Source organism: Nakamurella sp. UYEF19 (genome assembly GCF_040546275.1).
In the GTDB taxonomy this organism is placed as follows: Bacteria; Actinomycetota; Actinomycetes; order Mycobacteriales; family Nakamurellaceae; genus Nakamurella.
In genome coordinates this window covers 90,716-108,965 of record NZ_JBEPNO010000019.1, presented here as the reverse complement: position 1 = coordinate 108,965, position 18,250 = coordinate 90,716, and the positions used below count along the sequence as shown (strand labels likewise).

The 18,250-nt window shown below is 67.9% G+C and carries 21 protein-coding genes and 1 pseudogene; 8 read left to right on the top strand and 14 right to left on the bottom strand.

The window, feature by feature from the left end; genetic code table 11:
- Positions 1–44: 44 nt before the first annotated feature.
- Positions 45–251 carry a hypothetical protein gene (locus ABIB25_RS21505; protein WP_502919875.1) on the bottom strand — a complete coding sequence of 69 codons (207 nt, stop codon included), beginning with the start codon at positions 249–251 and terminating at the stop codon, positions 45–47.
- Between the two features lie 195 nt (positions 252–446).
- Positions 447–677: a hypothetical protein gene (locus tag ABIB25_RS21500; protein WP_354530572.1), complete on the bottom strand. Its 231-nt coding sequence runs from the start codon at positions 675–677 to the stop codon at positions 447–449.
- A gap of 17 nt (positions 678–694) precedes the next feature.
- Here ABIB25_RS21500 and ABIB25_RS21495 point away from each other — a divergent pair.
- Positions 695–790: pseudogene (locus ABIB25_RS21495) on the top strand (ATP-binding protein); the annotation flags it as partial.
- A 772-nt stretch (positions 791–1,562) separates the two neighbouring features.
- Here ABIB25_RS21495 and ABIB25_RS21490 read toward each other — a convergent pair.
- From ABIB25_RS21490 to ABIB25_RS21480, 3 genes are all read right to left on the bottom strand, one after another.
- Positions 1,563–2,165 carry a DedA family protein gene (locus ABIB25_RS21490; RefSeq protein ID WP_354530564.1) on the bottom strand — a complete coding sequence of 201 codons (603 nt, stop codon included), beginning with the start codon at positions 2,163–2,165 and terminating at the stop codon, positions 1,563–1,565.
- A 168-nt stretch (positions 2,166–2,333) separates the two neighbouring features.
- The gene (gene bglX / locus ABIB25_RS21485) at positions 2,334–4,565 is read right to left on the bottom strand and encodes a beta-glucosidase BglX (RefSeq protein ID WP_354530563.1); all 2,232 of its coding nucleotides are present in this window, start codon (positions 4,563–4,565) and stop codon (positions 2,334–2,336) included.
- Between the two features lie 81 nt (positions 4,566–4,646).
- On the bottom strand, positions 4,647–5,228 hold the full coding sequence (locus ABIB25_RS21480; RefSeq protein ID WP_354530562.1) for an ArsR/SmtB family transcription factor: 582 nt from the start codon (positions 5,226–5,228) through the stop codon (positions 4,647–4,649).
- A 58-nt stretch (positions 5,229–5,286) separates the two neighbouring features.
- Here ABIB25_RS21480 and ABIB25_RS21475 point away from each other — a divergent pair, with 58 nt between their 5' ends.
- On the top strand, positions 5,287–5,868 hold the full coding sequence (locus ABIB25_RS21475; protein ID WP_354530561.1) for a dienelactone hydrolase family protein: 582 nt from the start codon (positions 5,287–5,289) through the stop codon (positions 5,866–5,868).
- Between the two features lie 94 nt (positions 5,869–5,962).
- Here ABIB25_RS21475 and ABIB25_RS21470 read toward each other — a convergent pair whose 3' ends face one another.
- Positions 5,963–6,577, bottom strand: coding sequence for an HD domain-containing protein (locus tag ABIB25_RS21470; RefSeq protein ID WP_354530560.1), 615 nt, complete (start codon positions 6,575–6,577; stop codon positions 5,963–5,965).
- Positions 6,578–6,640: 63 nt separating this feature from the next.
- Complete coding sequence (locus ABIB25_RS21465; RefSeq protein ID WP_354530559.1) at positions 6,641–6,982, bottom strand: MarR family winged helix-turn-helix transcriptional regulator; 342 nt, start codon at positions 6,980–6,982, stop codon at positions 6,641–6,643.
- On the opposite strand from ABIB25_RS21465, the gene ABIB25_RS21460 reads away from it, so the two are divergent.
- The gene (locus ABIB25_RS21460; protein WP_354530558.1) at positions 6,968–7,366 is read left to right on the top strand and encodes a cupin domain-containing protein; all 399 of its coding nucleotides are present in this window, start codon (positions 6,968–6,970) and stop codon (positions 7,364–7,366) included. The genes ABIB25_RS21465 and ABIB25_RS21460 overlap by 15 nt on opposite strands.
- 441 nt (positions 7,367–7,807) lie before the next feature.
- Here ABIB25_RS21460 and ABIB25_RS21455 read toward each other — a convergent pair whose 3' ends face one another.
- Positions 7,808–8,242: a hypothetical protein gene (locus ABIB25_RS21455; RefSeq protein WP_354530557.1), complete on the bottom strand. Its 435-nt coding sequence runs from the start codon at positions 8,240–8,242 to the stop codon at positions 7,808–7,810.
- 213 nt (positions 8,243–8,455) lie between these two features.
- Here ABIB25_RS21455 and ABIB25_RS21450 point away from each other — a divergent pair, with 213 nt between their 5' ends.
- Together ABIB25_RS21450 and ABIB25_RS21445 are read left to right on the top strand one after the other, a co-directional pair.
- Entirely contained in the window at positions 8,456–9,010 is a 555-nt protein-coding gene (locus tag ABIB25_RS21450; RefSeq protein ID WP_354530556.1) for a hypothetical protein, read from the top strand.
- A 50-nt stretch (positions 9,011–9,060) separates the two neighbouring features.
- The gene (locus ABIB25_RS21445) at positions 9,061–9,465 is read left to right on the top strand and encodes a secondary thiamine-phosphate synthase enzyme YjbQ (RefSeq protein ID WP_354530555.1); all 405 of its coding nucleotides are present in this window, start codon (positions 9,061–9,063) and stop codon (positions 9,463–9,465) included.
- 59 nt (positions 9,466–9,524) lie between these two features.
- Here ABIB25_RS21445 and ABIB25_RS21440 read toward each other — a convergent pair whose 3' ends face one another.
- From ABIB25_RS21440 to ABIB25_RS21425, 4 genes are all read right to left on the bottom strand, one after another.
- Positions 9,525–9,839 (bottom strand): MmcQ/YjbR family DNA-binding protein, encoded by a 315-nt coding sequence (locus tag ABIB25_RS21440; protein ID WP_354530554.1) that lies wholly within the window; start codon positions 9,837–9,839, stop codon positions 9,525–9,527.
- A gap of 81 nt (positions 9,840–9,920) precedes the next feature.
- The gene (locus ABIB25_RS21435) at positions 9,921–12,902 is read right to left on the bottom strand and encodes a helix-turn-helix transcriptional regulator (RefSeq protein WP_354530553.1); all 2,982 of its coding nucleotides are present in this window, start codon (positions 12,900–12,902) and stop codon (positions 9,921–9,923) included.
- A 103-nt stretch (positions 12,903–13,005) separates the two neighbouring features.
- Entirely contained in the window at positions 13,006–13,197 is a 192-nt protein-coding gene (locus ABIB25_RS21430) for a hypothetical protein (RefSeq protein WP_354530552.1), read from the bottom strand.
- Positions 13,198–13,209: 12 nt separating this feature from the next.
- Positions 13,210–13,809: a TetR/AcrR family transcriptional regulator gene (locus ABIB25_RS21425; RefSeq protein WP_354530551.1), complete on the bottom strand. Its 600-nt coding sequence runs from the start codon at positions 13,807–13,809 to the stop codon at positions 13,210–13,212.
- A 102-nt stretch (positions 13,810–13,911) separates the two neighbouring features.
- On the opposite strand from ABIB25_RS21425, the gene ABIB25_RS21420 reads away from it, so the two are divergent.
- On the top strand, positions 13,912–14,811 hold the full coding sequence (locus ABIB25_RS21420) for an alpha/beta hydrolase family protein (protein ID WP_354530550.1): 900 nt from the start codon (positions 13,912–13,914) through the stop codon (positions 14,809–14,811).
- A gap of 105 nt (positions 14,812–14,916) precedes the next feature.
- Positions 14,917–15,642, top strand: a complete 726-nt coding sequence (locus tag ABIB25_RS21415) for a PIG-L deacetylase family protein (protein WP_354530549.1) — start codon at positions 14,917–14,919, stop codon at positions 15,640–15,642.
- A gap of 34 nt (positions 15,643–15,676) precedes the next feature.
- Here ABIB25_RS21415 and ABIB25_RS21410 read toward each other — a convergent pair whose 3' ends face one another.
- Complete coding sequence (locus tag ABIB25_RS21410; protein ID WP_354530548.1) at positions 15,677–16,498, bottom strand: trypsin-like serine peptidase; 822 nt, start codon at positions 16,496–16,498, stop codon at positions 15,677–15,679.
- Positions 16,499–16,592: 94 nt separating this feature from the next.
- Complete coding sequence (locus tag ABIB25_RS21405; RefSeq protein WP_354530547.1) at positions 16,593–17,081, bottom strand: anthrone oxygenase family protein; 489 nt, start codon at positions 17,079–17,081, stop codon at positions 16,593–16,595.
- Between the two features lie 139 nt (positions 17,082–17,220).
- Here ABIB25_RS21405 and ABIB25_RS21400 point away from each other — a divergent pair, with 139 nt between their 5' ends.
- The gene (locus ABIB25_RS21400; protein WP_354530546.1) at positions 17,221–18,198 is read left to right on the top strand and encodes an AraC family transcriptional regulator; all 978 of its coding nucleotides are present in this window, start codon (positions 17,221–17,223) and stop codon (positions 18,196–18,198) included.
- Positions 18,199–18,250 lie beyond the last annotated feature (52 nt).

Genomic DNA, 18,250 nt, shown 5'->3' with positions numbered 1-18,250 from the left:
GTGAAGCTCCTCCGGGTCGAACCCATCAGTCAGTCTCCTATGCCTCAGGAGCTGCAGCAACCTCGCAGGGTGTCCACCGAAGCGGGAACGGTCCAAACCATCGCTTCCGCGACCCGCAGCAACAGCGCAGGCTGTGACTCGAACAGGTACTTGTCGAAGTATTCGTTGGAGGTCTGCCCTGAGCGGAGCACAAAAGTGCCCTCGAGTCGGCAGGCTTGATTGATGTCGTGGGCGAGTTCGGTGAGATCCACGATTCTGATCCTTCGCACCTGCTATCGGCCGCAGCCTGGCGCTGGCCGGTCGGGGATCCGTGACCGGCCGACGATCGACCTGGACTTATGGCTTGAACCCGGGAGTCACTGTGCTTCCGCGCCGACTCCTTGACATTTACGCACAGGGATCCCGGACCTTCGGTTGTAGGCCGCTGTGCCGTGGCGTCCGGGCCTCTACTGCGCGAGCAGGTCGTCGGTCGGGATCATGGTCAGATTGAGCTCGACGTTTGGGTCGTCGCAGATGATGGTGATCTGGGTGTCGCCGATTTGGCTGACCGCGAGCATGGCGGGCCCGGTGATCCCGGCGGGCAGGGCGTCGCTGTCCAGGTCCAGGACGAGGATCTCGTGGCGTGCTCCGTCTACATCACGGGGCCGTACTTGCCAGGGCGCCGACCGATCAGCCATCGCCGCCAGCAGTTGATCTGCTGCACCACGCCCACATCTGCCAAACCAGCGGCGACTCCATCCGCCTGTCCCAAGCCCTCACCGGCCGCGGCGTCACACCGCTCACCCGATGACCACGTTCGGCCGGCGGTGTGGTCAGATCTTCGTGGCCGCCAGCGGTCAGAAACCGTGGCCATCAGCGGTCAGGTTTCGTGGCCGCCAGTGGTCAGATTCCCGTGGCCCTTGACAGCCCCGTTCATCAGTGGCACCGAACTGCAGGTCACAGCAGGCACGGCCACCGGCAGCAGGACCACTGATCCCTCACTGTTCAGTGTCGCGCCGATCAAGGCTCGGTCACACGTCCTGATCATTGACGACACCTGGGCCAGCGGCGCACACACCCAGTCGCTGGCTCTGACCTTGCGCACCGCGGGCGCCATGCAGATCTCTGCTCTGATCTTGGCCCGCTGGCTCAGACCTGGCTTCGCCCAGAACAAGCAGTTCATCTCCGATCGACTTACCTCCCGCTACGACCCCCGGCTATGCCCATGGACTGCAGCCGGCGCGTGTCGTACGGCCACTTAACCAGTGCAGAATCTGCTTCATTTTTGCCCCAAAGCATCTGAGATTCGCCATGATCGGGGGTGATTGTCGATGATGTATAGCATCAGTTCAGACCAGATTATTCGAACATAAGCGCACGTCAGCGGGGTAGCTCGGTGTCGTTCGGGACGAAGAGGTCGCAGGTTCAAATCCTGTCACCCCGACCAGTGTCACCGCAGGGCAGGCCCGGTTTCCTCAGTCAGGAAGCCGGGCCTTCTTCTTGGGCTTGCGGGACCCGGCCGGGGCCCGTCCTTGGTCTTGGAGTCGAGCAATCGGATGGACCCTTGCTCGGAGTGAAGTTCTTCAGATCCGAGTGAGTGCCTTCGTCGTCGCCGGCGGGGCCGGCACGCGTCGGACGCGCGCAGGCGATACAACCAACCGGCGCGCGATCGGGATGCCGGACGCCAGGAACACAACGGCGATCGCGACCAACGACGCGACGATGGGCTGGCCCACCAGACCACCGGCGAGGTAGCCGATCCCGACCATCCACGTCGACCAGGCGACGGCGCCCAGCATCGAGACCCCGACAAATCTGCGAAGTGGAAAGCGCAGGCTGCCGGTGATCAGCGCGCCCATGGTTCGACCGCCGGGCAGGAACCGCAGTGCGATGAGTTTGAGCATTGCCCTCTTCCTCAGTACCTGCTCCACTCTGGCAGCCATCCCGGCCGACGACGGACGTCCGGCGAACCATCGGAACGCTCGCGCACCGAGAAGTCGACCGACGCCGTAGACCAGGAAGTCTCCGGCGACGGCGCCGCCGACCACGCAGAGCCAGACGACCGTCAGGTCGAGTCGGCCGGACGCCGCGAATGCGCCCGCACCCGCAGTCGTGACCTCACTGGGAACGACGGGCAGGATGGCATCGCAGATGACCAGCAGGGCAAGCGTCAGATATTCGACCATGACCCGAACGTAGGCAGGGAGAACGCCGTCCACAGGGGGTTCAGGCCCCCTGCGGTGGGTGCCAGGTCCCGGTGAGCAACCAACGCCACCGCCCAACCGGCGCCGCAATCCGCGGATGGCACCATTTCGGCTGGGCACTTTTTCTGGCCGGGGTCACCGAGATGCGCGCTATTCCTGGCCGACCTGCAGCGTGGTGGTCAGCGACGCCGTGGAGTCGGTGCCGACCCACAGGTCGAAGATCGAACTGTCGGTGACCCAATCCCGGGCGGCCGCGTTCCAGTAGCGCCGTTCGTCGGGGCCGACGGGGAATGCGATCGTCCGGGTTTCACCCGCGGCGAGAGTAATCCGTTGGAACCCCTTCAGTTCTCGGACGGGCCGTGAGGCGGTACCGCTCCGCTGGTGCAGGTACAGCTGGACGACCTCGTCGGCCTCGCGGTCCGAGGTGTTGGTGACCTCGACCGACACGGTGACGGTCCCGGACACGATGCTCGTGGTGGGCTCGACGGCGAGATCCCGATAGTCGAACCGGCCGTAGCTCAGTCCATGGCCGAACGGGAACAGGGGCGTGCTGGCTTCGTCCCAGTAACGGCGAGCCTGGTTCTCCGGTTCGTGAGATCGGGTGTGGCCGTAAATCATCGGGATCTGGCCGACGGACCGGGGCCAGGTGAAGGGGAGTTTGCCGCCCGGCGAGACGTGCCCGAAAACCAGGTTGGCCACCGCCGCGCCGCCCTGGGTTCCCGGGTACCAGATGTCCAGGATCGCCGGCACGTTGTCAGCGGCCCACCGCAGGTCGAGCGGACGGCCGTTCATCACCAGGAGCACGACCGGCGTGCCGGTCGCAACGATCGCCTGCAGCAACTCGAGTTGGCGTCCGGGCAGCTCGAGCGAGGACCGAGAAGCCATCTCGCCGATCATGTTCTGCCACTCACCGACGACCATCACCGCGACGTCGGCCTCGCGGGAAAGGTCCACCGCCCGTCGAAACTCGGCCGCCTCGTCGAAACCGTCCGGATCGCTCGGTGTATTTCCGCCGAACATGTCGAACAACGACGGGAATTCGCGTTGAACCACGGTGACGCCCGGCGCGTAGTCGACCCGGACGTCGCCGCCCACCGCTCCCCGGATGCCCTCCAGTACCGTGATCGTCTCGGTCAGATCGAAGTCGAAGACCCACGGCCCGATGGTGTCTCGCCGCGAGTCGGCCAGCGGCCCGACGACGGCGACGGACGTCAGGGCTCCGGCATCGAGCGGGAGCAGGTTGCCGTCGTTCCGCAGCAGCACGGCGGATCGCTCGGCGGCGATCCGGGACACCTCGCGGTGCGCGGGATCGGCCAGCACCTCCCGCGCCCGATCCTCGTCGACGTAGGGGTGATCCATCAGGCCGAGCCTGAACTTCGCTTCGAGGACGCGCCGCACACTGGCGTCGATCGTCTGGATGTCGATGTGGCCGGCATCGAGTGCCGCGGGAAGTGTCGCGTAGGCGGCGTCGGAGATGACCATCTCCATGTCGACTCCAGCGTTGACCCCGCGGGCCCCCGCCTCGGTCAGATCGGCGGCGAAGCCGTGGGTCAGCAGGTTCCGAACAGCGTTGGCATCGCTGACGACAAATCCCTCGAACCCCCAGGTCTCACGCAGGACCTCGGTGAACAGCCATCGGTTTCCGGTCGCCGGAATCCCGTTTAGGTCCATGTATCCGGTCATGATGTTGCCGGCGCCGGCCGCGATGGCGGCTTGGAAGGGAGGGAACACCACATTCCACAATTCGGAGTCGGAGAGGTTGACCTCGTCGTAGTCCCGGCCGCCGAGAGCGTAGCCGTAGCCGGCGAAGTGCTTGGGTCCGGCGATGACGCGGTCCGGTGTACCCACCTCACCACCTTGGAACCCGCGGACCTGGGCTGACGCGACTGCTGCACCGAGGTATGGGTCCTCGCCGGCACCCTCGATGATCCGGCCCCAACGGGGATCCCGGGCGATGTCGACCATGGGGGCGAAGGTCCAATGGATTCCGGCCGCCCGGGCCTCGCGTCCGGCGACTGCTTGGGCCCGCTCGATCACCGCCGGGTCCCAGGAGGCGGCCATCGCGATGGGCACCGGGAAAATGGTGCGCAGCCCGTGGATGACGTCGAAACCGAACAGTAGAGGAATACCGAAGCGGTTGCCCTGCACTGCAAGTCGTTGGAGCCGGTTGATCTCGGCCGGGTCGGTGACGAACAACAGCGAGCCGACTTCGCCCTGCTGCAGCTTCGACTCCACCATCCGCGGCTGCTCGTCGGCGTCGAAATCCAGGACCGGTTGGGCTCCGGCGGGCAGCCGGAAGTAGAAGTACTGCGTCAGCTGACCGGCCTTCTCGGCCGGTGTCATCCGAGCGAGCAGGTCGTCCACCTGCGCCTGGATCGTCATACCGTTGTTCTCCTTCAGGTCTTCGCGTCTCAGGGGCCTGCAACGTACACCTCGAGCCGCCGAGTGGGGCCCGCGTCGTCGTCACCCCTCGGGCGCAGGTTCGGCAAGCGTCGGGTGCTCGGCCGGATAGAGACTCGTCACCAGCGCGTACATCTCTTCGCCGTCGCGAGGTAGTTGGGAGAAGTCGTCGACCAGAGCGGCGACGCGTTCCCAGAATTCCGCGGCCCGCCCGGGTGAGATGCGAACGTGGCGGCGTAGGGACCGCATTCGATCGGCGAGGTACGCAGCGTGGGACTCCTGCGCCGAGGTGGCGAGGTCATTCGGCCACGGCGGCGGTGACACATCCTCCGGCCGCACCCTTCCCACCTGGAAGATGCGGGCCGTCCGTCCGTAGAAGCGCTCCTCGATGGCCCGGACGCGCCGGGTCCGTACGACGCGCATCAGCCCGGCGTCGACCAGAACGTGGACGTGGTGGGCGATCGAACTCTTGGGCCGGTGGACCGCCGCCGCAAGTTCCTGCACCGTCGCCGCCCGCTCGAGCACCAGTTCAAGCAGGGTGTCCCGCAGCGGCTCGGCCATCGCCTTCAACTGGGACGGCGCCGTCACGACCATCCGGTCCGCCAGGTCGTAATCCGGCAACCCGGAGGTATTGATCGAATTCATTCGATCAATCTATACTTCCGGTTCAATAGATCCATCCACGACTCGCAGGGGGCTCCAGATGACCGAAATTGTGCTGTTCCACCATGCGCTCGGCTTGACGGGGGGCGTGGATGAGTTCGCCGAGGTGCTTCGTCAGGCCGGATACACCGTGCACACACCGGACCTGTTCCAGGGCAATACTTTCGACTCGATCGAGGAGGGTATGGGCTACGTCGAGCAGGTCGGTTTCGGCGAGATGATCGGCCAGGGTGGCGCTGCGGTCCAGGACCTGCCGAACGACCTGGTCTACGCCGGGTTCTCACTCGGGGTATTGCCGGCCCAGATGTTGGCCCAGACCCGACCGGCCGCGAGGGGCGCCCTGCTGTTCTATGCGTGCGTACCGTTCTCGGAGTTCGGAGCCGCCTGGCCGGCGGGAGTGCCAGTGCAGATCCACGGCATGGACGCCGATCCGATCTTCGTCGGCGAGGGCGACATCGACGCTGCCCGCGAGATCGTCGCGTCCACCGGCGATGCCGAGTTGTTCCTGTACCCGGGTGATCAGCACTACTTCGCCGACAGCAGGCTGCCCAGCTTCGATCCCGCCGCTGCTGCCCTCCTCCAGGAACGGACGCTGGCGTTCCTGGACCGGGTCGGCCGGTGACCGCGTCGGGGTGACCGCATCGCGCCGAACAGGCGGCGCCGACCTTGTCATCACCGGCACGCCACAGCATCAGAATCGCCGTGCTGCAATCTGTTCAGAAGCCCGCATTCAGCCCGGGGGCGCTCGGGTCGGCCAGGTGGGCGCGTAGCAATCCGCCCGGCCAGGAGGACCCCGGCGCCTTCGCCGGGTGGCGGAGTGCCTGCGCAACGACCCGACCGGCGAGCACGCGTTCGACCTCCAGTCGCGGATAGCGCTTCTCGACGTCTGCCTTGAGACCGGACGCCGCTGCGGTGGCCCTGCCGAAGTCCGTCAGGACACCGGATCGCGTCAGGCGCGTGAGCGGACCCCGCCGCTCGGCGATTCCGGGAGAGGTGTGCAGCGCGATCGCCTCCCAGACCGCATCGATCTGGACGTCGGGCAACCCGAGCGGCCGGAGGTAGGCCGCAGCCGCGTCTGCGCCTTCCACCTCGAAACGCTGCGCACCGTCGAAGGTGTCGGAGGTGCCGACATCGTGCAGGACGCAAGCGACGAAGAGCAGTTCTTCGTCGTACCCGTTCTGCCGCTCCGCTTTCCCGGTACGGGCGTCGTGGCGGGCGTACAGGAACGTGCGGATGCTGTGATGCAGGATCGCTGGGTGCTCCGCCTCCGTCGCCAGGGCAAGGGCGCCGGCCACGATCACGGAGCCCGGAAGATCGACCGCAATGTCCATGGCCGTCGACCCTAGTCCGCGATGACCGCGAGGCGCCGGCGACTTGTCCGAGGTGACCTGCGCTCACCAGGCCGGGCGGAGTCGGCCCGGTCGGGCGATGCCGTGCAGGACGTCGACGAAGACCGGAAAAGCCTGCGCGGGAACACTCTCGCGCCACGACTGCACCACCTCGGCCGCGGACTGCTCAGCGGCCGCGGTGCACGCGTGTCCCCGTGCGGTCACCACCAGCAGCTGGGCCCGCCGGTCACGAGCGTCGGACTCCCGCGTGAGATAGCCGTGCTGCACGAGGTGGTCCACCAACTGGGCGGCCGCCTGCTTGCTGGTCCCCAGGGCGGCCGCCAGGCCAGAGGTGGTGGTCGGCCCCTCGGACAGGACACCGAAGGCGAACCCGTGGACGGGGCGCACGTCGTCGAATCCCCTGCGCACCGTGCCGTCCTGGATTCCGTCGACTTCGTCGTGCACGGCAGTACTTTCCGGTCCTTCGCCAGTACGGCGCGAGGCAGCTCGACCCTGTCCGCCTGGCAGCTGGCGGTCCCGCCGGGCCTGACGGGAACCGCCCATCGGCCGGGCCACGAGGAGGTCATCCTGCTGCTCGACGGCAGCGTGCGGATCACCTTGGACGACGTGACGTCTGATCTGGAACCCGGTGCGGTGGTGGTGATCCCGGCCGGCTCGGAACTGCGGGTCGACGGCGGGCCGGCCGGCGCGACGGCCTGGGTGACCACGACTTCGGGCCTGCGGGCGACCACCGCCGACGGCACCGTCCTGTCACCGCCCTGGGCGCAGTGAGGCTGGATCCTCGATGGTGCCGACGGCGATGACGGCTGACCAGCCAAGCCAGCGGGCCGTCGACCGTCGACGTACCGAGCAGGAGGGTGACGTCGCGGACGATGGACGATCCCGACGACATCTCGCAACGGGAGGGTGAGGACGAAGCCGCTGAGCACGAAGAAGACCAGCACCGCTTCGGGTCCGGCCCACAGCACCCGCAGCGGTGTTCGAAACATCCACCACACCAACGAGAAGGTGCCGGCGGACGCCGCCTGCGACGACGACGTGCCGTCCGCGGGAATCGACAGTGCAGGGATCACCAGCAGGCAGTGGTACAGCACCACGACCAGCGCGGCCACCCCGCGGAGCCCGTCGAGCGCCCGATCCCTGTGCTTTTCGGCCACTCCCCTTGCTCACCGGTCCACCTGTGGAAACCCGTTGAACGGGAGGACCATCCGGTCAACGCTCGAGGTGTCCAGGCGGATCGTCGCCCGCAACAGGTCCTCCGAGTTCGCCAACCCCGTAGCGATCCAAGACCTCCAGCACTCGACTGCCCCACCGTTCGTGCGCGGCCTGACGCGAGCTCCCGGCGGCAGCGCTGATCTGGGCCCAGGTCGCTCCGGCCCGGCGGAGCATCAACACCTCCTCGAAGCCATCGAGACCGGCCGCCAATTCGATGCGCAGACACAGGAGCTGCAGGGCTCGCTGCCTCTCGAGGGACGCACCGGATTCGTCTTCCTGCAACCACTCCGGCGTTCCCGGACGCGGCGCGGCCCCGAGAATCGTTTCAGCCTGACGTTGCGCCTCTTCGACGGCAGCATCACTGGCTGCGACCGCGCTCCGGCGAATATCAACCGCGAGGGCTAGCTTGATCATCAACCCGTTTTCGGTCATGGTTTCCTCCGCTCCTGACGCTGCGTCAAGTAAACCTTGACGCCCCAAGCGTGTCAAGCTGACCTTGACGGCCGTGGGCTTTCGCGTAGACGTCGTCGACGTGTCCCGGTGGTGGGTAGGGTCGGACGCGAATGCCGGGGGTGTCCGGCCATCGGCGGTCGGACCGGAGACGGGGGAACTGGAATGGGCCAGGACCGAGCTGTAGGCCGACGGATGGTGGATCGCGGTGCCCTTGCCGGTTCGGGTGTCGCGGGGATGTTCGGGACGGCCTGGAGCCTCTGGGGCGCATCGGGACTGACCGGCACCGCAGCGACCGTCGTCCGCGTCGTCGGGATCGCCATCGGCGTGCTCATACTGGTGGCCGTCGTCATCCTCGGCCGATCACTCGCCGGGGGCCGGCCGAGATCGGGACCGGGGTCCATGTTTGCGTCGCGGGCGTACCAAATGACCGTTGCTGTGGAGGTTCTCGCCTTCTTCGGCGGGAACCTGTTGCTCAGGGCCATCGGGCACTCCGAATACGTACCCGTCTGGGTCGCGACCGTCGTCGGCTTCCACTTCCTGGTCTTCGGCCGCAAGTTCTGGGCCGGCTTCTACCTCGTCGGTGCTGCGCTCCTCGTCGCGGCTGCGGCCGGTCTGGTCGTCGGGCTGTCCGGTGGCGGGCAGCACAGCATCACCGCTGTGTGCGGCCTGCTCGCCGCCCTGAGCCTGTTCGCTGCGGGGGCGGTGACGATCGCCCGAAGTCTGACCCAGCGTGCCGCTGCGGTCTGAGAACAGCTTTTCGTTCTCTCCAACCCGTCCCACGAGGCAGGATCGACGGCATGCGCAGCGAACTGATCACCGTCCGTACCGGCCGGCAGGCAACGGTCCACGACCTGACCGGCGAGTGCGCCGCCTTCCTGGACGGCGAAGGCGACGGCCTCCTGAGTGTCTTCGTCCCCCACGCGACCGCCGGGATCGCGATCCTGGAGACGGGTGCCGGGAGCGACGACGACCTCCTGACGGCTCTCGAGGATCTCCTGCCCCGCGACGGACGGTGGAGCCACCGACATGGCGCGGCCGGGCACGGCCGTGATCACGTCCTGCCGGCGTTCATCGCCCCGTCGGTCACCGTCCCGGTGGTCGGCGGCGCGCTGCAACTCGGCGTGTGGCAGTCGATCTGTCTGGTCGACACGAACATCGACAACCCCGAACGCGAGGTCAGACTCAGCTTCCTGGCGGGGTGAACCCTGCGGCCCCCGCGAACTCCTCGATCAGGCTGATGGTCGGCCGGGCGGCTCGTCGGCTACACCTCAGGTCGCTGTTGACGCAGCCGCACCGGGGCACGGACGTCCCAGGCGTCGATGAGCAACTCACGGAGCTCGACCACATCAACCGCCGGCAGGCGCAGGAGCACGGTCGGGTGTCCGTCGTAGTGCGGCGTGGTGAAGAACCGGTCCGGTGCGGCGGCGATCAGCTCGTCCCGGTCCCGGACGGACGGGCGCCACAGGACCAATACGCCCGGCTCCTCGTGCACACGAGCGAAAAGCTTGTCCTGCACCCGGAATCCGGGCGTGCCGTACGACGAACGTTCCGTCACCGATGGAAGCGACAGTGCCATCCTCCGAACATCGTCCTCATCAGCCATCGCCACAGAATGCCATCTCGTCCGAACTCCCGCCCGAGTCGCGCAGGAACGGCCTCAGTCCGCCAACAACCCGCGGCGGCGGGCGAGTGACACGGCTTCGGTGCTAGTGGTGGCACCGAGTTTGGCCATGATGTGGCTCAGGTGGACGCCGGCCGTCTTGTCGGAGATGAAGAGCGTCTCACCGACCGCCCGATTGGACAATCCCTGCTCCACCAGTGCGAGAACCTCTGCCTCCCTTGCCGTCAGGGGAGAATTGCCACGCCGCACCACCCGGTCGCCGGCCAACGCCAACCGGGCTCGCGCAGCCATCTGCTGGATCACCGCGATCGACGGCGAGCTGCCGAGTGCGGTCGCCTGGGCGAGCGCGCTGCGGAGCAGCTCTGCCGCGCCCTGTCTGGTCCTCTCGTCCAGCAGTCGGTGGGCGGCGCGGATGCGCGCGTACATCTGATCCTGCACCCTGCCAGCCGAGATCGCCTCCACCAGAACCTTTTTCCACTGGTCGGCGGTATCGAGCCCGTGCGCTCGATCTGCCTCGGCCCGGACACGGAGGCGCCAGCTCCGGCCGTATGGTCCCTGCAGAGCCGGAGTTCGCGGCAGAGCGTCCGAACCGGACGCAACCGCATCGGCTCTCGCCAGCAGCACGGTGTCGTCGTTCCCCTCCCGTCGTGCCAGCTCGGCGAGATCGGCGACGGCCGCTGCCTCCCGCGCCGCGAGCAGCAGCTTCTCCATGCTCCAGCCGTCGTCGGACAGCAGAGCGAGTCGCTTCTCGGCCATCAGGGCCGCCTCGGCCGGGCGGCCCTGATCGAGACGGAGGTCGATCTCCGTCAGGTCCAACTGCAGCTCCGCGTACTGATCCCCGGTACCGCGCAACCTGGCGAGCAGCGGCTCGGCCTCGGGATCACCCCGACCGACCAGCACGGCGACCGCCTGGGTCGCGAGCACCCGGCCGGGCTCGGTCGGGGCGTAGACCGCCACCAGGCTGTCCGTCAGGACCTCGTCCCACCGACCCTTTGCGGCGAGCACCCACCCGCGCATCAGTCGGAGGTCGAGACCGTAGGAACTCCAGCTCAACCCGGCCTCCGAGGTCAACGCGACCCCCTCGTCGGCTGCGGCCAACGCCCCGTCCAGATCGCCGTCCTCCATGAGTTGGGCAGCCTGGAACCGCAGGGCCCGATGACGGACATCCAGCGCGTCGGGACCGGTGAGGCGAGCGAGCGTCGCGCCCAGCGTCGGGGGTTCGCGGTCGGCAAGAAATCCTCTGCGCACCATCAGTTTCAGGGTGATCAACGCGTCCGCCGCGATGCCGTGGGCACCCGTCTCGTCGGCGATCAGGATGGACTCGTCCAGCATGGCCGCGGTGGACGCGGCGTCCTGCTGGCGGAACATCGCCCGTGCTCTGGTGGCAAGCGCTCTGGCCAGCAGAGCAGATCGCGGACCGGCGACCAGCAGCTCGAGCGCCTGGCGTGACGGTCCGTCGTCGTCGACGTCGGCCTCGAACTGCAAGCGGGCCAACCGTTCCAGGGTCATCGCCCGGATCTCCACCTCGCCGGACGGGAGCTCGTCGGTGGCCATCACCGCTGCGGTTCCGAGCGCGACGGCCCGATGCGAATCCCCGCTGGCCGCGGCCGCCTCTGCGGCCCGGACGAGCAGGTCCAATCGGTCCGGATCGCCGCCGTCGACACGGTCGACACCGTCGACACGGTCGACACGGTCCACACGGTCGAGCAGAGAGATCGCCTGCTCGAGGTGGCGGAGAGCCTCGGCCGGGGCGGCCATCTGTTCGGCAGCAGCGGCCGCCAGGACGGACGCGGCAAGGGCACCCGTCAGGTCATGGCTCGCCAACAGATGATGTGCCAGCTCGGCCGGCCCACCCAGCAGGTCGGCCTCCAGGAGTTCGGCGAAGCGGGCGTGCAGCCGGACCCGTTCGCCGGGCAGCAGATCGCCGTAGATCGCCTCCTGGAACAGGGCGTGCCGGAAGGCATACGTCTCTCCGTCGGTGGTCAGCAGGCCGGTTTCCACCGCGTCGCGCAGACCCTCCTCGGTCTCGGAGGCATCGGCCGCCGCGACCAGGAGATCGTGCGAAACCCGCCGGCCGGCCACGGCCGCGGCGCGAACGGCCTGCCGTCCGGCCGGCCCGAGCTCCTCGACTCGGCTGAGCAGCACATCGACGAGTTCGTCCGGCAACCTGGCGTTGCCACCCGCAGACCGACCCGCCCTGACGAGTTCCTCGGCGAAGAATGCGTTCCCCTCGCTCCTGGCGAAGACCCGATCCACCAGCTGCACGTCGACCGGGGAGCCGGTCAGCTCGTCGAGCAGCTGGGCCAGCTCCGACCGGGTGAAAGGACTCAGCGCGATCCTCCGGACGTGCGGCAGCCGTGCCATCTCGGCCAGCAACGGCCGAAGGGGATGACGACGGTGCAGATCGTCGGTCCGATAGCTGGCTACCACCGAGATCCAGCCCTCGCGAAGGGTTCTCACGAGAAACGCGATCAGGTCCCTGGTGCTGCGGTCGGCCCAGTGGATGTCCTCGATCACCAGCAGGACCTGCCGCTGACCGGCCAGGACGGTCAGCACCCGATGGAGAGCTTCGAACAACTGCCCCTGCGCCAACGCGTCCATGGAGCCGGACATCGCTCCGGACGCGGGGTCGGCGGTTGCGCCGATCGCCACCTCCGACCTCGTGCCGGCCGATGGGCGGGACAGACCCTCCAGCTGAGGCAGCAGGCGTCCCAGCGCCGGCCGCACGGTCGACTCCTCCTGCAGCACTCTCGCACCGACCGGGTCGGATTCCACCGCTCGGAGGGCGTCGATGATCGGCAGGTAGGGCAGCCCGAACCCACCGACCTCCACACACGACCCGACCAGGACCAGGGCCCCGACCCCGCCCAACCGCTCGACGAGTTCCTCCAGCAGCCGGGTCTTCCCGGTGCCGGCATCACCGCTGAGCAGGGTGAAGGTCGGCCCCGCCGCGGCCGCGGCCGCGGCCAGCAACTCGGCGAGTTCGGTCTGACGACCGACGAACGCGTGAGCGAGCATCGAAGCGAGCATCGAAGCGAGGAACGAGCGAGGAGCGGAACGAAGAGTCGATGAGCGCTCGCGCGAAGAGCCAGGATCGGAATTGGGCGGGCGGGGCATCTGCCTATCGTCGCGCACGTGGGTCGTCGGCCAGCGGGGCGCGGGCCTTCAGCACTCTCCGGGCGTGGGCCACGTCGGGCCAACGGCGTCCATCGTGGCGCACCAGGTCACGGGTGCGCTCGGCCAGCACGGTCTCTGCTTCGAACCAGTTCATCGTCATGACAGCGACGTTCGTCGTGAGCAGGGATTCCCACATGAGGCGAACGCCTTATCTTCGGGAACGCGGTGCCGTCATTCCGGTGAGCAACCAGTCCAGACTTCGCAGGAACGCGCGTGGCGGGTCGGCCGACCGGCCGACCGGGGTATCGACAGCCGTACTGAAAGCCGCGAACCCGATGGTGTGCACGATCAACACCCGGCGGGCCTCCGCGACGGCGGACTCCTCCACCCCTGCTCGCCGGAGCATCGCGTCCATCAGTACGCCGAGACGGACGGCGTTGACCCCCCGTGCCCCTTGCCGCACCAGGAAGACGGGTACCAGCACGGCATGCTCGATCAGCACGGAGTAGGTCGACGTCATGATGGTCCTGATGCCGTCCAACGGATCCGCCAGGCCCGGCGACGGCACACCGACCAGGCCGAGCACGTCGTCGAGCAGTGCGTCCAGGAGATCATCCCTGCTGGACACGTGGCTGTAGAGCGCGTTCGGGGCCACCTCGAGGCGGCGGGCGAGCCCGCGCATCGTCAGTGTCCCGGCACCGCCTTCGGACAGCACGGTCCGGGCGGCATCGAGGACTGCGCCCCGGGTGAGTCCGGCCCGCTGCCCCGGGCCCCTGGGGCCTGTCGCATCGAAGTCCTCGGCGTTCATGTTGACAACTGTACAGTGTCCATTTAAGTTGGACACTGTACAGCTTGTTGCAGCGTCCCCGAGGCCGAACCACCACGGCCCTCTCGACACGAGGAGAACTCCATGACCATGCACACCGAGACCACCGACCCCGCCGCAATGACCGCAGAGTCGACGGCGGCGATCACCGGAAAGGCCGCCGGGGTGCCTTTCCTCGCCATCCCGCCGCGGGTGGTCCACCAGCAGTCGCCGGTCGTGGTGGCCTGGCACCTGATGGATCCGCCCCGCACCGAGGCGGCCTTCGCAGCCGCCCTCCCGCTGGCCGGCTTCGACGGATGGCGCATCTACCTCGGACTGCCGCTGTGCGGAGCGCGGTTGCCAACCGGGGGGTTCGACGCTCTGATGCAACTCGGGTTCGAGGATGCGGTCCTCAAGTTGCAGGGGCCGATCGCCAGTCAGGGTGCCGCGGAGTTCCCGGCCGCGTGGGAGGACCTGAAAGCACAACTTGATCTCCACGACGCGCCACTCGCCCTGGTCGGAGGATCGATGGGATCGGCTGTCGCGCAGCTGGTCCTGGCCGAGACCGGTCCCGCAGCAGGGCTTGTCGCTTCAGCAGCCGTTCTGATCAGCCCGATCAGCCAACTGCGGCCGGCGGTGGACGCCACCGGGCGCCTCTACGGCGTCGAGTATCCATGGGGGCCCGAATCTCTCGACGTGGCACGCCGGCTGGACTTCGTCAGACGCGCGAAGGAGACCGCCGCGGCGAACGAGCCCGCCATTCGCTTGATCGTCGGCGCCGACGATGACGAGGTCGGCTTCGTCCAGCCCGCACAGGCACTCCGGAATGCTCTGGCCGAACACTACTCCGACCAGACGAGGGTCGACTTCCGCCTGGTTGCCGGCATGGGCCATGCCGTCGCCGAAGAACCTGGCATCGATCCGGCCCCACAAACCGATCAGGCCAGGGAGGTCGACCGACTCACCACGGAATGGCTCAATCGGCACCTCGGCGATCACGGTTGAGCCGTCGGCTCCTCCCGACGGTCGGACAGGGCTTCGGCCTCGACTGCCACCACCTCGTACGATGGCACCGCCCGCCCTGCCCACACCATGCCGAGGTCCCGCCCCATGAGCCTGATCGTCTTCTCACCGCACCTGGACGACGGCGTGCTGTCCGTCTCCGCACAGCTCGCGAGGCCGGATGCTTTGCTGCTCACGGTGTTCGGCGGAGTCCCTCCGGTCGAGACGGCCCGTGGATCCTGGGACCACCTGACCGGAGCGAGCGGCTGCGACCGGCGACAGCGGGAGCGACTGGCCGAGAACGATGCCGCAGCCGCAGCTCTCGGATGCGGCGTCGAGAACTGGAACGAGTTGGAACTGCAGTACCGCGTCGAGGAACTCGACCGGGGCGGGCTGACCGCGAGAATCGTTTCGGTCCTGACGGATTTCGACGAGATCTGGGTGCCGGCGGCTGTCGGCGGCCACCCCGACCACGCCGTGGTCCGCGATCTGGTGCTCGATGCGGCCCAGAAGACCGCGACCCGGGCGCAGGTACGGCTGCACGCCGACCTGCCGTACTCGATCCAGTTCGGGTGGCCGTCGTGGGTGACCGGCTCGACACCGGATCCATATCTCGATGTCGACCACTGGCTCTCGGCAGAGCTGGTCGAAGGTGGATTCGACCGGGATCTGCTGGTACCGCACGTGCACGCGCTCACCGGTCACGAGCAGGACATCAAACGGCGGGCCTGCGATCAGTACCGCAGCCAGTTGCCGGCGTTGCTGCTGGATCCCCGGGCGACCTCCCGGTGGGACGCCCTCCTGCGTTTCGAGGTGTTCTGGACCTTCGCCTGACGATCGGGTGCGCCGGGTGCGTCCGACGGCCTCGTCAGCAGCCGTCGCTACCGGCCAGCGGAACGACGTCCGGCTTGCCTCGCAGCGTTGCCCGCACCCACAGCTTGACGATGTCGATGCCGAACGCCGAACTGTAGGACGTGTAGTCCTCGCAGCCGCCCTGGTGGAGGCCACCGATCAGGCCGACCACGGCTTTCACCCTCGGATTGCCGGTTGCGACCAGGAACGGCGAGCCGCTGGTTCCACCGAAGTAGCCGTGGCAGTTGAACGCCGTGTACCCGGTCAGCAGGTAGCTCTGGTTGGTGCAGCTGATCGGCGCATCATCGACCCCGGCCGGGTAGGCGGGAATGGTCACCGTGGTGCCGGGCCGGGGCGTGAAGCCAAGCACATTGGCGCCGGTGACGCTCTGGAGATACGTCTCGTGCCCGCCTCGCATCTGCGGGGCCACCCGCAGGATCGCGAAATCGTGTTGCGTGTCGCCGCCGGTCTTCCAGGCCGTGTCGACGTAGGCGCTGATGACGGTCCAGACCCCGTAGGGCGTCTGGTCGTTCAGATAGCCGGGAGCGAAGAGCACACCCGCACCGGTTCCGGAGATGCAGTGGGCAGCAGTGAGAACGAGGTCCCGGCTCGGACTCGCGATGACGCTCGCACTGCACCCGTGCCCGTCGGCGAGCCCCCCGTAGAACAACGGACCGACCGTCGGCACACTTCCTACGGACGTGGCCGTCGGGTAGTCATCAGCAGCTGAGGCGGCACCGGCGCCCACCAGCATCGCCGCGGCGCTCAGCACGACCGCCAGCACGGCGGCGCCCCATCGGTAGATGTGTGGACGCTGCGAAAAGGATGCCTGCATCATGAGAGCATCCCACGCCTCCCTGTGAAGATGCTTCACAGCGGCTAAGTCTCCGCCCTGATCCTGTGCAAGGCTCCAATGCGCGGAGGATGCCCGGTCACGGTGCGGTCGACACCCATGGGCGACTCAGCAGCAGCAGTCCTGCTGACACCAGGCCGGCCACGGAGCGCACGTGGTTCCACGCCGTCCAACCCGGATCGTAGGCGGCCCAGGCTGCGGTGATCCCGGTGGACGACGGGTCGAGGATCGCAAAGGCGTTGTTGCGCGGCACGTGGTAGATCGCCGTGATCAGCATGACGAGCAGGCCGGTGGCGGCGCCGGTCAGCAGCAACGGCCGGTTCGGCACGTCGGAGCGCAGGACCGCCTGCAGACCGACCGCGACGCAGCCCACTGCCGAGCCGATGAGCGGGAGCATGAAGATGCTGCGGGGTGCTGCCACGTTGATGGCCTGCATGGTGGCCGTTGCGGCCGCCGCCGTCTGGGTACGCAGCGCCGGCATCACCATCGTGGAGAAGGCGAACAGTACGCCCCCTGAAATTCCGCAGGCGGCTGCGGTCAAGGCAGTGGTCAGGCGCAACGCGTTCATGACAACTCACCTGTGGCGAATTCGGATGATCGGCCCGGTTGGATCTCGGAAATGTTCATGTCCCCATTGGATCCGACCATTGTGAGCAGATCCATGGTCCAGAGGGTCAAGAACCTTCGTCAGCGTCTAGTCTGGGTGGATGGACAACCTCTCTGCCGTTCTCGCCGAGCACCAGGCCCGCGGTGCCTTCGCCCTGCACTGCGAGATGGATTCGCCCTGGTCGATGCAGGTCGCCGACCGGGCCACCGTGGGCATGGTGGTGATGCTCCGGGGATCCTGCGTGCTGCAGGCCGAAGGCCGAGAGCCGGCCTCGGTGACCGCCGGCGATGTCGCGATCATCAAGGGACCGAAACCTTATGTGCTGTCTGATGAACCGGGCGCGCCGTTCTCCGTCGTCGTCGAGCCCGGGCAGGTCTGCCGCGGGGTGCCGGGTCGGGAGGCGGCGATCCCGATGACGTTCGGACCGCGCTCGTGGGGCAACAGCCGGGACGGCGAGTGCGCCTTCCTGGCCGTGGCCTACGAACTGCCGGGACAGATCCGGGGACGGCTGCTGCCGGCCATCCCGGAGTTCGTCGTCGTTCGAGCGGGCGACTCCGGGGCCGCCGCGGATAGCGCTGCACCGTCCGGGCTCGCCGACGCCGGGCTCGTGCAGATGCTGACGGCCGAGATGGCGACCGCGCAACCGGGGCAGGACGCGATGGTCGACCGCTTCGTGGATCTGGTCCTGATCTCCACGCTGCGCCGGTGGTTCTCCTCGCCCGACGCCGACCCGCCGCGGTGGTGGTCGGCCCAGGACGACCCGATGATCGGCGAGGTGCTGTCCCTCATGCACCACCACCCCGAGCAGCCGTGGTCCCTCGAGTCCCTCGCCGACCGCGTCGGGTACTCACGGGCCACCGTGTCCCGCCGCTTCTGCGAGAGCGTCGGTCAGCCCCCGATGTCCTACCTCGCCGACTGGCGGCTCGCCCTGGCCGCGGATCTGCTCCGCGGCACCGATCGGTCCGTGGAGGCCATCGCCCACTCCGTCGGCTACCGCAACGCCTTCGCCTTCAGCAGTGCCTTCAAGCGGCAGCACGGTGTCTCGCCCCGTGCGTTCCGACTCGCCGACGCCGCCTGACCGGCCTGCGGCACCCGGAATTCCGATTGCCCCAGACGGTGATGGTCAGTCA

Excerpts from the sequence above, each read along its gene's own strand:
- ABIB25_RS21490 (WP_354530564.1), bottom strand. The coding sequence starts at position 2,165 with ATGGTCGAATATCTGACGCTTGCCCTGCTGGTCATCTGCGATGCCATC.
- ABIB25_RS21450 (WP_354530556.1), top strand. The coding sequence starts at position 8,456 with ATGGTGGATCGCGGTGCCCTTGCCGGTTCGGGTGTCGCGGGGATGTTC.
- bglX (WP_354530563.1), bottom strand. The coding sequence starts at position 4,565 with ATGACGATCCAGGCGCAGGTGGACGACCTGCTCGCTCGGATGACACCG.
- ABIB25_RS21415 (WP_354530549.1), top strand. The coding sequence starts at position 14,917 with ATGAGCCTGATCGTCTTCTCACCGCACCTGGACGACGGCGTGCTGTCC.
- ABIB25_RS21480 (WP_354530562.1), bottom strand. The coding sequence starts at position 5,228 with ATGAATTCGATCAATACCTCCGGGTTGCCGGATTACGACCTGGCGGAC.
- ABIB25_RS21440 (WP_354530554.1), bottom strand. The coding sequence starts at position 9,839 with ATGGCACTGTCGCTTCCATCGGTGACGGAACGTTCGTCGTACGGCACG.
- ABIB25_RS21410 (WP_354530548.1), bottom strand. The coding sequence starts at position 16,498 with ATGATGCAGGCATCCTTTTCGCAGCGTCCACACATCTACCGATGGGGC.
- ABIB25_RS21470 (WP_354530560.1), bottom strand. The coding sequence starts at position 6,577 with ATGGACATTGCGGTCGATCTTCCGGGCTCCGTGATCGTGGCCGGCGCC.
- ABIB25_RS21400 (WP_354530546.1), top strand. The coding sequence starts at position 17,221 with ATGGACAACCTCTCTGCCGTTCTCGCCGAGCACCAGGCCCGCGGTGCC.
- ABIB25_RS21445 (WP_354530555.1), top strand. The coding sequence starts at position 9,061 with ATGCGCAGCGAACTGATCACCGTCCGTACCGGCCGGCAGGCAACGGTC.
- ABIB25_RS21500 (WP_354530572.1), bottom strand. The coding sequence starts at position 677 with ATGGCTGATCGGTCGGCGCCCTGGCAAGTACGGCCCCGTGATGTAGAC.
- ABIB25_RS21425 (WP_354530551.1), bottom strand. The coding sequence starts at position 13,809 with ATGAACGCCGAGGACTTCGATGCGACAGGCCCCAGGGGCCCGGGGCAG.
- ABIB25_RS21455 (WP_354530557.1), bottom strand. The coding sequence starts at position 8,242 with ATGACCGAAAACGGGTTGATGATCAAGCTAGCCCTCGCGGTTGATATT.
- ABIB25_RS21420 (WP_354530550.1), top strand. The coding sequence starts at position 13,912 with ATGACCATGCACACCGAGACCACCGACCCCGCCGCAATGACCGCAGAG.
- ABIB25_RS21430 (WP_354530552.1), bottom strand. The coding sequence starts at position 13,197 with ATGTGGGAATCCCTGCTCACGACGAACGTCGCTGTCATGACGATGAAC.
- ABIB25_RS21435 (WP_354530553.1), bottom strand. The coding sequence starts at position 12,902 with ATGCTCGCTCACGCGTTCGTCGGTCGTCAGACCGAACTCGCCGAGTTG.
- ABIB25_RS21475 (WP_354530561.1), top strand. The coding sequence starts at position 5,287 with ATGACCGAAATTGTGCTGTTCCACCATGCGCTCGGCTTGACGGGGGGC.
- ABIB25_RS21405 (WP_354530547.1), bottom strand. The coding sequence starts at position 17,081 with ATGAACGCGTTGCGCCTGACCACTGCCTTGACCGCAGCCGCCTGCGGA.